Below are 11,867 nucleotides of genomic sequence, written 5' to 3' on the forward strand. Positions count from 1 at the left end.
CAATGCGAGACGGGAAAAGAAAAGGCTACAATCTCGGCTTGATCGCCGGGACGGTGCTTTGCAGTTTAATCAAGTGTTGCTCCGTGCGGACGTACAACGCGCCGTCGACCGCCGCCGGAGTGGCGTGCGAAGGCTCACCGAAGTCGTAACCGCCCAGCAAACGAAATTGGCGATCGGTCGCCACGACGAACATTTCGCCCGCGCGCGACAGCAAAAAGAGCTTGTCGCCCAGGCAGATGGGCGAACTGAAGAATTCGCCGGAGAGACGCTTCCGCCAAACCACGTCGCCGCTCTCCGCCTCCAGGCACGTCATGGCGCCCTTGTCATAGAGCAGGAAGACGAGACCGTTGCTCGCAACGGGCGTGGTGACGTAGGGGAGCGAGCCGCGGATCTCGTAGGCGACGGCCGGTTCCCTTTGCTTCTGCGGCAGACCGAGCCGCACGGCGACCATCTCCCTTCCGATCCCGCCTTCTCCGGAGGACGCGAAGACAAGATCGCCCACGATCAGCGGTGAGCCTACCGTGCGATTGTGAAACACCGGCAGCTCCCAGAGCGGATTACCGGTACGCGGATCGAGTGCGTACACGCCATGCGCCCAACTGGTCAAGATCAATTGCGGATCGCCTTGCGCGGGCCGGAAGAGCGTAGGGGTGGAATAGGCGGCTTTTTCGCTTCGCCGGGGCGTCATCCACCGCGTGTGCCCGTCCCGCACGTCCAAAGCTGCGATGAAGCTCTCGCCGTCCTGCTCGTTCGGCACGATCAGCAGGTCCTCGAAGACGATCGGCGACGCTCCAAACCCGTGCTGGGAGATGAACGGTCCCAAATCGCGCTGCCAAATCATCTCTCCGGATGAGCCGCGCAACGCGATCACGCGGAGGTGTTCCGGCGTGGCCCAAGCGTAAAAGAGCGTGCCCCCCGCCCAGGTTGGAGTGGAGGAGGCGAAACTGTTGAAGGCATGTTTGGGAAAGACTTGCCCCGGTGCCTGGTATCGCCAAATCTCGCGGCCGTCGCGTAGGTCAAGGCCTTGGACAAGTTGCTCACCCGTCGCCGGGTCGGCGGACGCGACGAACACACACCCATCCGCGACGATCGGTGAAGAATGGCCCTGGCCCGCCAATGCGACGCGCCAGGCGACGTTATTTTCACTCAAGGCGGCCGGGAAATTCCAAGTCGCGACGGAGCCTTGGCCGTTCGGTCCCCGGAATCGCGTCCACTCGTCCGCGGCCCAAACCGAGAGCGTCGTCGGTAACAATGCGGCCAGCAGCGTAACAACCGCCGTCGGGCGAGCGAAAAGGCGCCGGACGCCTTCCCGCCATGAGCCTGAATGAAACGCAAGACCGGACCGCGGCCTGCGAACATCGTAATCCATGAAGCCACCTCGTCAGTTCCGCAAGATGCCACGCAACGATGATCCCTTTCGGATCCTTCTTGTTCGCCCGGCGCGACCGGACGGCGAGTAGTATACCATTCCACCTGGGGAGCGGTAACAAGGAGTATCCGGAAAGGCGAGATCGCGAGCCAAGGGGCGGCCGCATCGGGACCGTCCCAGGAAGAACCACGGCACCGCGGGCCTGCCTGCACCGTTTGCGGAAAACACTGTCGGGCAACGCCTTTGCCGGCGGCTAACCGACGACCGCGGAGACGGCGGGATAGGATCCCAGCAATTCCAAACGGAGCGACTTTCGTTGAAGGGCCGCGATCGCCCGGCGAACGCGCAACTCGCTCTCGTGGCCTTCGAGCTCCACGAAGAAATAGTAGGCACCCCGAGAACCCGGCACGGGAAAAGACTCGATCCAAGTGAGATTGAGCTTGTTTTTCTTGAAGATGTTCATGGCCTCCGCCAACGTGCCCGGCCGGTGTTCCAATTGGAACATGATCGCCGTCTTGTCGTTGCCGGTTCGTGGTGAGGCGGTGCCCCCGATGATCGCGAATCGGGTCGTGTTTCCGACGTTGTCCTCGATGTTTTCCGCAATCACGTCGAGGCCGTAGTGGATCCCCGCTTGCACCGCCGCGATGGCCGCCGCCCCGGGTTTTTCCATGGCCAATTGGGCGGCCGTAGAGGTGCTGGTGACTTCGACCAAACGGGCGGCCGGCAGATGCTTGGAGAGCCAATTGCGGCACTGGGATAGGGCTTGGGGCCGGCTATAGACCTCCCGGATTTCGGTGCGCGGGCAGCGCGCCAAAAGCGCGTGATGGATCTCCAGCTCCACTTGCCCGCAGATTCGTGTCGGATGCCGCGAAAACATGTCCAGCGTATCGGCGATTCTGCCGTCCGTGGAGTTTTCCAGCGGCACCAACCCGAATTGCGAATGACCGCGCAAGACCTCCTCGAAGACCGCTGCAATCGTCCCCACGGGGACGTATTCGACCTGCGATCCGAAGCGGTGCAGCGCCGCCAGGTGACTGTACGTGTACTGCGGTCCCAAGTAGGCCACGCGGAGCGACCTGACGAGCGACCGACAGCCGCTGATGATCTCGCGAAAAATGGTGTGGATCGAGTCGGATCCCAGCGGTCCCTTGGAGGATGCCGCAACGTCGCTCAGTTGGCGGTCCTCGTCGGCCAACTGTACGTCCGGTTTGCCCTCAGCGAGACGCAATTCTCCGAGGCTCTTTACGTAAGCCGCGCGTTGATTCAAAAGCAGAAGTATCTTTTGGTCGAGCGCGCGAATAGCAGCCTGAAGTCGCGGAACCGACACAGGGAGGCGTTTCTTCTCACCCGGAGTCGTTTTGCGAGGGACTTTCGCCATGGCAACACCCTGTCGTTCCGTTGACGGTCCGCCAAAAAACCTTGATTTTACTTGTAGTTACGGACGGCGTCCGTGTCAATTGCGGAGCGGGCGATTCCACGAGAATCGAATAAATGACGCCCTTGAAAACGGTTACGTAGAACGGCTGGCGTTGTATTTGTGATTCACTCTGTAGAGTTATATGAAGTCATCCTATCAGGTTTCATAACGCACGTTCGTGGTTTACTTGGGCGATGCTGCACCTGAGGTCAATCTTTCGTTTTTGCAAGGTCGTCCAGGAATTTTTGGACGGATTCGCATACCGCCGGCGAATTGCGAGCCACCAGGCACTTGGCGGCGGAGAACGGGATTAGCGTGCCTGTTCCGCCATTGTCAACCCAGGAATCGGGGCTGCAATCAGCAATGACCTGCTCCCGAATCTTGCCGATATTGGCGCCCGACTCTAGCAGGAAACCAATCGGGTACACGCGAACGGCCGGTCTGTTTGCCGATTCCAGTGTAGTCAAAACTACCACACCGTCGGCCTCCAGGGTGCCAAGAGGCACCTCCCCCCCCAAATCTCCTAATACCTGAGCGATTGGGGCATCGTCGGCCGTTAACGTCACCGGCGTTTGAGGCGTGATTCCTGCCCGAACCAAATTGGACCAGTCGACCACGATATCGGTCTCGCACGCCTGATCGAGGGCCAAAATCACCTCGGCCAACGGGGTCGCCTGAAGAAAGGTGGCCGATACCGGAGAATCGCCGGCGTTTGGAGAGGGCCAATCACGGGGCCGGCCGTTTGCGGCCGATTCGCCAAGGCATAGTTGCTGGCGCAACAAGGTCTCGATTTCGCGATGCGTGCAGGGAAGGCACCTGATTTGTAAGCCTTCGGGTACCGTCACGACTTCGAAGTCGCCGGCGGCGTCCATTTCACGGTTCGGCCCGAACACCCCGCGGACAAGCTGGGCGAAGTTCTCGTCGAAGGGAAAGCATCCGCCGTAGTCAACAGCGCGATAGACCCGGGTATCGGGCGAATTCGCATGGATCGAAGTCAGCGTCACCACCCCCGACGGCTCGATGTGCACCTCCAATCCGGCTTGTTCGGCGACCTGTTGCATCATTTCCCGCAGGGTCATGTTCTCCACGGAAAGCGACACGGGCGAACGTAAAGAGAAGTCCTCGACGCACAACGCTTCCGGCTGGACGGACACCGGAATCGACGACCACTGCGTGATCGCGTGCAAGACCAAGCCCAGCGGCACCTCCTGCATGGTCAGGCGGGCCAATCGGGTGGCGAGGGCTTGTTCGGTGGGGAACAACGGCGTCTCCGCCGGAGTGGGCCTTTCCGCTTGGCTGCCTTCCGGCGACAGAGGCGGCGCGAAATCATTGAGGCCGGGCGGGGTCGTCCATCCGCCGACATCCGCCGTCGAAGTCGTCGTCGCCGACAAGAGGTCGGCCACGGTAGCCGAGCCGTTGCCGCGGACGACGGCTAGTCGTTCCAAAACCTCGGGCGCCACATCGCGGTGGATGAAGCGTACGGACCCGTCGGCCATCATCCCCAACATGCCTTGCGGCAGACCGCTGCCGAAACCGTCCGGTCCGTTCACATAAGGCTGCCGGGTGAGAGGCCGGGCAGTGGCGAATCCACCCTCGGCCCAAGCCCCCAGCCGTGCAGAGGCCCCCAGTACCGCCAAGGTATTGGTCGCTCCACGTTCGAGATCTTGCAGACTGCGGCGGCCGTTGTAGTTGAACAATCCGGCTCGGGGATCGTTCGGATCCAGCTCCGCGGCACCCTCCCCCACCCCCGCGACGCCCACCCAGTGCGAGTCGAAGAAGCCCTCACGCGTCTGGGTCGGACCAAGCAGGGGATTGACGACCTCCCGCAGTTCCCGCGACGTGATGGGCCGATTTTGCGGTGCCCGCCAGCCGTAGCCCGAATGGAGCCGTGCGTACCAATCGTCGTAACCCAAGTACGGCAACGTGGAGGCCAGCCAGCTCAATCGGGTCTCGGGCGGAAGCAGACTTCCCCCTTCCGCCGGAGCCGGGAAGGATCCCTCCGCTTGCGCAATCCCTTGCAATCCGGTGCCGAGCGTCTCGCCGCGGAGCCGCCACAAGGCCAAGCCGAGTTGCAACCAGTCCGACTCCAGCGGCGAGCGGGCTTCGCTTACCGCGGCGATCCAGTCGTTCGACTCTTCAGGGAAGAGGATCGTGAGCGAGACGTCCCCGTTCGATTTTTCCGGAGTAGCACGATCCAGGAGCGCGTGCAACGCGGAAAGCAAGGCTTCGACCGGCCGGGCCTGTTCCGCTGTGAGAGACCCCGACTGGATGGCCGAGGCAACGGCTTCCCTCCTTTGACTGATCCATTGCCGGGCGGCCGCCGTCAAGGCTGTCAATGATTCCAGTCCCGCGTCCGCGTCGCCGCCGTCGCGATAACTCCATCGGCATGCCAGGCAAGGCCCTTGCTCCGTGTTCAGCATCTCGATCGAGCAAGCGTCAGCCGAGTCCCATAGCCGTCGCCAATGCGGCATCACTTCCGGCACCCTATCGAGGACCCAGTTGGGAAACCGCGAATCCCGGGACCGCCAATGCTCCAAGTCGATTACCAAAAACCAGTGCCGTTCCCGTCCCGGATCGGAGAATAGGCCGCGGTGCCCGCTAGCCGGCCCATCCGCAGCGGCGATTCCTGATCGTAGGTACTCCGCGTCTCCCACCACCACGGTCTTGGCGTCAACCACGACGATGAGCTGATTCTTGCCGTTCACTTGGAAAGTCATGGTCTTGCGTTTGCGAATTGCGACGTCCGCGGGCCGGCCCAGCGATTCCAACGATGCCGTCGATTGGCCCTCGCGCAACTCGAATAAGACGACAGTCGGAGATGTGCCCGCCGGCCCCACTCCCATCGCGAAATAAGCGACCGCTTGGGGTAGGATGCCGAGGGACTTCATGGCGTCGTCGACGATGGCTTCGGCGTTGTATGGCAGGAGGGGAGCGAATAGCCAGGAGGTTTGGGCCAGCGACTGCCGGAACTGCTCCCCGCCGCCGAGCACGAAGACCGCGTCGTGCGGCAACCATGACGCGAAAACGTCACCGCGTCCCGTGGGCGCGGACGATGGGCCCGTAGAGGATGGAGCGTCAGCCATCGGCGGCCGGCCGGCCTCAGCCTGTTCCGGCGTTTGGGGATCGGCTCCCGCGCTAGGCGATTCGACGCCCTCATTCTTCGCAGTTGTGCCCCGCAAGGTCCATAAGCCCGCCAAAATTCCAATTACCGCCACGCCGCCCACGACGGCAAGGAGGATTCTGCGAACCCTCGACTCGGCCGGCGACAACCAGGTGGCGGTGGTATCGACGGGTTCGGAATCCCAGTCTTCTTCGGTGGCGCCAGAGGGGGCTGTGCCTCTTGCGATCGGCGGGGCCTCCACCGACCGCGGCGACGCCGCTTCGTTCGGCGCAGGCGGCACGGCGTGAACATCACCCGACGGACTCGGGTTCTTGGGTGCCGCCTCCTCCCCAGGCGGGGCTCGATCCGCGGAGCCCGGGCAAACGACGACGCCGTCTTGTGTCCGACCGTCGTTCGCGAGTCGGTCGTCCGTGTCGCTCTGCCGCAACGCCGTACCGGCTTCGTTCGGCGTCGAGGAGGCGGGCGACGGTTCCGCATGGTCTTCCAGAACGAAGCCGGGTGGCGGAACCACCTCGACCATGCACTGACACTTCGGGCAGGCCAGAATGGCGCCGACGGCGCGGCGGTCGGTCACTTTCAGCCGTGCCCCACAGGTGGTACAGTGAACATGGAAAAGGAGATTCGACACGTCCTTGTTAACGCTTTCGTGTTAGGAAATCGCGACTACGCCGGCCGTCGCCCAAGGCGGCTCCGATCCTCAGCCCTTTGCCGGAGGGGATGACGGCGGCGTTTTCGGTCCTCGGCGCGTCGCGGAACCGCAGAGTTGTATTTGTAGTTTGATGGAGTCCACTGAAATTGTAGGCCCCCGAAGAGCCTCATGCATTAGGACAAGAAAGCGCCGCGCGGCCGGGTCGCCGAGTTTCGAACGATCCAGCCCGATTTGCCCGAACGGCAGGCCGGACGCTGTGTCTTTCTTAAAGAGCCCACATCTTCGATTTTCCAATTTGACCGGTCCCACTTATGAGTAGCCCCCTCAAAATCCGCAAACTTGACACATCCGATAGCGGGAGTGCGGCTGCCCTGCGAAGGCTTCGGCAAGAGCTGAGCCCACGCGGGGAGGTGGTCTCGGAGGAATCCCGCCGCAGAACCATCGCGGTTTTCGGAGAACCTTTGAGTCCGGCTCAGGTGGTCGAGCGTATCTGCCGGGACGTACAATCGCAAGGCCTGACCGCACTCCTCGACTTTACCCAACGAATCGACGGAAAAACGTTGCGTGCCGACGAGCTGCGCGTGCCCGAGCAGGAATTGCGGGATGCCCATCGTCGGGCCGAGCCTTCGTTTTTGGAAGCAGTTCGGCGGATTCGCGAAAACATTCAGGCGTTCCAAAGTGCTATCCTCCAACGGGACGTTCGCGTGACGCGTCCCGGCGGCTATCTGGTAGAGCGTTATCGCCCTCTCCGGCGAGTGGGGGTTTGCGTCCCCGGGGGCGCGGCGGCATATCCTTCGACGCTCTTGATGACGGTCGTGCCGGCTCAAGTGGCAGGTGTGCAGGAAATCGCCGTCATGGCGCCGCCGACCGACTTCGGAGCCTATAACGCGGATATCCTGGCGACTTGTTACGAATTGGGGGTCCGCGAGGTCTACCGCATGGGCGGCGCCCAGGGGGTTGCCGCTTTGGCCTACGGCACCGAGATTTGCCCGCGTGTGGACAAGATCGTCGGGCCGGGAAACCTCTTCGTGGCATTGGCTAAGAAGTTGGTTTTCGGAGAGGTCGATATCGACTCGATCGCGGGGCCGAGCGAGGTCGTCGTGATCGCGGACCGCTCCGCGAATCCGCGCTTCGCGGCGTTCGACATGCTTGCCCAGGCCGAGCACTCGCCCGGGGCCTCGATCCTGATTGCCTGGGAGGACGCCGTCCTACAAACCGTCCTTGCCGCCTTAGAGGAGAGTCTCCGCGAGATATCCCGCGCGGACCTGGCCCGGCGCAGCCTGGAGGATTACGGGGCGGCCGTTTTAGTGCGTGACGAGGAAGAAGCCTGTCGCGTCACGGACGCCATCGCGCCGGAGCACCTCCACATCATCACCGAAAATGCCGAATTGCTGGCGGAGAAGATTCGCAACGCCGGAGCGATCTTCCTGGGTGAATACTGTCCGGTGGCACTCGGCGATTATGCGGCGGGGCCTTCCCACGTCCTGCCCACCAGCGGAACCGCCCGTTTCGCCGGCGCGCTTTCGGCCAATGATTTCCTGAAACCTACTTCGATCTTGCATTTCGATCGCGCGGGGATGGCCGAACTGGCGGGACTGGTCCGGACCTTGGCCGACAAAGAGGGCCTCACCGCCCACCGCGAGAGCGTGGAAGTGCGTCTGCGCCACCCTTCCTAGCGAGTTGCCGGTGCTTGTCACGGCGGCGAGCGGATGGGCATCCGTGGGAAGACCATCGACTCGGCGACCGTGTTTTTGGGCGTCCTTTGAGCCTCTCGTACTCACTTACATTCGCGTGCGAAATCCATGAAAACCTTTGAATCCCCGGGCGAATCCATCGGCGACGTGGATGCGATGTTTCGCCCCAACATACGAGCCATGGAGGGCTACACACCGGGAGAGCAGCCCCAGGAAGCCGGTTTCATCAAACTGAACACCAACGAGAATCCGTATCCTCCTTCACCCCGAGCGGCGGAGGCCGTTCAAGAGGTGCTTCGCCGCGGGCTGCAAAAGTATCCCGACCCCTTAGCGACCGCGTTTCGCGTCGCGGCCGGCAGAGTGTTCGGCTTCGATCCGGATTGGATCCTGGCCGGCAACGGCAGCGACGATATCCTGACGATATGCACGCGGGCATTCGTGGGGGCGGGCCACCGAGTCCGATATCCGTATCCCAGCTATCTCCTTTACGGCGTGTTGGGAAGGTTGCAGGAAGCGACCGTCGAAGAGGTGATGTTCCGCCCCGACTGGAGCCTGCCTGAGGCATTCGTTTTGCCGCGGGATGAACTGCGATTGTGCTATCTGCCCAATCCCAACAGCCCGTCCGGAACGATGATTGCCCCCCAAGCCGTGGAAGCGGCGGCGGAACGGCTGCCCTGCCCGCTGCTGGTGGATGAGGCCTATGCCGATTTTGCCGAGTCTAACTGCCTGGAGCTTGTCCGACGATGCAAGCGGGTTCTCGTCTCGCGCACGTTGAGCAAATCGTATGCTTTGGCGGGATTGCGTTTCGGCTTCTTGATCGCCCATCCCGATATCATTCGACAGCTCCGCAAAGTCAAGGATTCCTACAATTGCGACGCGCTCTCCATCGCGGCGGCGACGGCGGCCGTCGAGGATCAAGCATGGTTGCGGGAGAATCGCGCCAAGATCTTGGCCACGCGGAAACAGCTTGCCGAGGGGCTCGCCGGGTTGGGATTCAACGTCTTGGATTCGCAGGCGAATTTCGTGTGGTGCACCCATCGTGAGCGCAAGGCCGGGGACCTGTTCTGGGAACTGAAGCGGCGAAAGATATTGGTTCGGTACATGGCTTACCCGCAATGGGGTGACGGCCTGAGGATCACGGTGGGCACCGATGCCGAGATCGACGCCCTGCTTCGAGAGCTGAAGCCGCTTGTGTAAGCGCCGGCTGTGTACGAGTCGGCGGGGGGCCGGCGGACGGCCGAGCCGCGGCCTCCGCGCGCAGCAGCACAACCAGGCGGCCGGAGAAATTGGTATGGAACGCAAGGCCCGTATCGAGCGCAATACGCAGGAAACCCGCGTCAGGTTGGAACTCAATCTGGACGGGAAGGGTGAATCCTCGATCCGGACGGGGGTCGGCTTCTTCGATCATATGCTGACCTTATTCGCCAAGCACGCCTGCCTGGATCTCGTCGTCGAGGCCGAGGGCGATCTCGACGTCGACGCGCACCACACGGTGGAGGACGTCGGCATCGTCTTGGGGCGGGCCTTTGCCGCGGCATTGGGGGACAAGATGGGCATTCGCCGCTACGGGCACTGGACCCTACCCATGGAAGAGAGCCTCGCCACGGCGGCGGTCGATTTCGGCGGTCGGGCGATGCTGGTATTCCAAGCCGATTTTCCCCATGCCAAGATCGGCGACTTCGATGCCGAATTGGTTGCCGAGTTTTGGCAAGCCTTCGCCAACAACGCGGCCGCCAACATTCATCTCAGACTCCACTATGGAAAGAACGGTCACCATATCGCGGAGTCCATTTTCAAGGCCGCTGCGAGAGCGATTCGGCAGGCAGTGGAATCCGATCCCCGCGCGCCGGGCATCCCCAGCACCAAGGGCGTGCTGTGACGGTGTGGATCGAGCCGGCCCCGGTGCCGGCCGGGGCATCCGCCCCCTGACGCTACCCCCAATCCAAGCCAATGTCGACGGCAGGCACGCCTTGCGTCAGTGCTCCCACACTGATGCGATCGACGCCCGTTTCCGCGATCGCGCGGATAGTCGCCAATCGCACTCCGCCGGACGCCTCCAGTTCCACTTCGGGAGCGATGCCGTCTCGCAATCGGACGGCTTGGGCGAGTTGTTCCGTCGTCATGTTGTCCAAGAGAACGATATCCGGTCGCTCGGGCAGCACCGCCTGCAATTGTTCGAGGGTATCGACTTCCACTTCGATGAGAGGCGAGACCGGTGCCGGGAGGCGAACCTCGTCGGAGGGCGGCGGGGCATATCGGGCTTTGACGCGAGCGGCGGCCTCTTTCGCGGCGGCCGAGGGTGAAAGTCCCAAATGCTCCGCCAACCAAGCGATGTGATTGTCCTTGATCAGCACCGCCTCTGACAGGCTCATCCTGTGATTCCAGCCGCCGCCGCACCGTACGGCATATTTTTCGACCAGCCGCCAGCCGGGCGTCGTCTTGCGCGTATCGTAGATTCGAGCGCGGGTTCCCGCCGCGGCGGCCACGAAGCGCGCCGTCATCGTCGCTATACCGAACAGATGGGAAAGGAAATTCAAGAGCGTGCGTTCGGCCTGCAATATGCTCACGACCCGGCCGGATAATGCTCCCAGCGTCGAACCGGCAGAGAGTCTTTCGCCGTCACGAGCGGCCGCTTGCCACCGCAATTCCCCAGGGTAGGCGGCGAGCCAAATCGGTACGGCCTCCAATCCGGCCGCCACCGCCTCCTCTCGCAGCACCATGCGAGCAGTTCCCTCGGCCTGGGGGTCGATCAACGCATCGGACGTGATGTCCCCCTCGGAACGCAGATCCTCCGCCTTCGCCGAGGTCGCCAGACCGCGGACGATTTCCTCCAATTCGCTTCCCCACGTGATCTGCCGGAAATCGCGGCCCATGTCGGATGACCTCCACGATGTCTCCAGGGTTGCGTGCCAAGGCCGGTCGTCGGCGCCGGCAAGGTCGGCGCGGCTAACTCATTCCACCTGGGTCTGCCTCGTCTTATTATGATTGGGAGTTGGGAGCGAGGTTAAGCGGCGGCCGGTGCATGTGTGACCATGTTCGCCACTTCGGCAAGGGCAGTGCAACGCGTAAGGAGAGGCGATCTTGGGCGGAACGGACCGCAAGGATCGGCAACGAAGCCCCACCTCGCGGGAATCGTGGTGGAGTGCCCGGGAACAAGTGCCGTTGGCGATCGTTTTGGCGTTGGCGTGGCTCGGCGTCGTCCTGTGGTGGTTGATGCACGGCGGATGCTCCGGCCGAACCATCGACTTCGACCGAGCTCCCCCGCTGCGCGCGGAATTTCGCGTGGACATTAATGGGGCCGACTGGCCCGAGTTTGCGCAGCTTCCCGGTGTGGGTGAGACCCTGGCTCGGCGAATCGTCGAATATCGCGATTCCCATGGTCCGTTCCGGTCGCCGGACGAATTGCTCCATGTGCCGGGGATTGGAAGGGCTACGTTGGATCGAATCACGCCTTTCTTGGTGATCAATCTCCCGTCAGGAGTGTCCACGTCGAAACACGAAGCCCAACGGAAATGAGGGAGTGGAGGGGGCCGTTACGGCGGGACAAAAAAGTCATTGGGACGTCTGCAAGCCGCCCCTTTCGCCTTGTGAAAGATTAGAGATGCGGCGAGATAGAT

The 11,867-nt window shown here is 62.5% G+C and carries 8 protein-coding genes; 4 read left to right on the forward strand and 4 right to left on the reverse strand.

Annotated elements, in window-relative coordinates; all coding sequences use genetic code 11:
- Window positions 1-25 precede the first annotated feature (25 nt).
- From ACZ5B4_RS01390 to ACZ5B4_RS01400, 3 genes are all read right to left on the reverse strand, one after another.
- A complete protein-coding gene (locus ACZ5B4_RS01390; protein WP_464912651.1) occupies window positions 26-1,369 on the reverse strand; it encodes an outer membrane protein assembly factor BamB family protein in 1,344 nt (447 codons plus the stop codon).
- 253 nt (window positions 1,370-1,622) lie between these two features.
- Window positions 1,623-2,696: a prephenate dehydratase gene (pheA, locus tag ACZ5B4_RS01395; protein ID WP_464912652.1), complete on the reverse strand. Its 1,074-nt coding sequence runs from the start codon at window positions 2,694-2,696 to the stop codon at window positions 1,623-1,625.
- Between the two features lie 299 nt (window positions 2,697-2,995).
- Window positions 2,996-6,535 (reverse strand): hypothetical protein, encoded by a 3,540-nt coding sequence (locus tag ACZ5B4_RS01400; RefSeq protein ID WP_464912653.1) that lies wholly within the window; start codon window positions 6,533-6,535, stop codon window positions 2,996-2,998.
- A gap of 332 nt (window positions 6,536-6,867) precedes the next feature.
- Between ACZ5B4_RS01400 and hisD the strand changes: the two genes are divergently transcribed.
- The 3 genes from hisD (at window position 6,868) to hisB (ending at window position 10,129) form a co-directional block, all read left to right on the forward strand.
- Window positions 6,868-8,232, forward strand: coding sequence for a histidinol dehydrogenase (hisD, locus tag ACZ5B4_RS01405; RefSeq protein WP_464912654.1), 1,365 nt, complete (start codon window positions 6,868-6,870; stop codon window positions 8,230-8,232).
- 126 nt (window positions 8,233-8,358) lie between these two features.
- Complete coding sequence (gene hisC / locus ACZ5B4_RS01410; RefSeq protein ID WP_464912655.1) at window positions 8,359-9,447, forward strand: histidinol-phosphate transaminase; 1,089 nt, start codon at window positions 8,359-8,361, stop codon at window positions 9,445-9,447.
- A 94-nt stretch (window positions 9,448-9,541) separates the two neighbouring features.
- Window positions 9,542-10,129, forward strand: a complete 588-nt coding sequence (gene hisB, locus ACZ5B4_RS01415; protein WP_464912656.1) for an imidazoleglycerol-phosphate dehydratase HisB — start codon at window positions 9,542-9,544, stop codon at window positions 10,127-10,129.
- A 52-nt stretch (window positions 10,130-10,181) separates the two neighbouring features.
- Here the strand turns inward: hisB and ACZ5B4_RS01420 are convergent, their stop codons facing one another.
- Window positions 10,182-11,123, reverse strand: a complete 942-nt coding sequence (locus ACZ5B4_RS01420) for a nicotinate-nucleotide diphosphorylase (RefSeq protein WP_464912657.1) — start codon at window positions 11,121-11,123, stop codon at window positions 10,182-10,184.
- A gap of 208 nt (window positions 11,124-11,331) precedes the next feature.
- Between ACZ5B4_RS01420 and ACZ5B4_RS01425 the strand changes: the two genes are divergently transcribed.
- Complete coding sequence (locus tag ACZ5B4_RS01425; protein ID WP_464912658.1) at window positions 11,332-11,766, forward strand: ComEA family DNA-binding protein; 435 nt, start codon at window positions 11,332-11,334, stop codon at window positions 11,764-11,766.
- Window positions 11,767-11,867: the final 101 nt, after the last annotated feature.

The sequence above is a fragment of the Thermogutta hypogea genome, assembly GCF_055386265.1.

Bases quoted from the DNA above. Each gene is read 5' to 3' on its own strand.
- hisC (WP_464912655.1), top strand. From the start codon at position 8,359: ATGAAAACCTTTGAATCCCCGGGCGAATCCATCGGCGACGTGGATGCG.
- hisB (WP_464912656.1), top strand. From the start codon at position 9,542: ATGGAACGCAAGGCCCGTATCGAGCGCAATACGCAGGAAACCCGCGTC.
- ACZ5B4_RS01420 (WP_464912657.1), bottom strand. From the start codon at position 11,123: ATGGGCCGCGATTTCCGGCAGATCACGTGGGGAAGCGAATTGGAGGAA.
- ACZ5B4_RS01390 (WP_464912651.1), bottom strand. From the start codon at position 1,369: ATGGATTACGATGTTCGCAGGCCGCGGTCCGGTCTTGCGTTTCATTCA.
- hisD (WP_464912654.1), top strand. From the start codon at position 6,868: ATGAGTAGCCCCCTCAAAATCCGCAAACTTGACACATCCGATAGCGGG.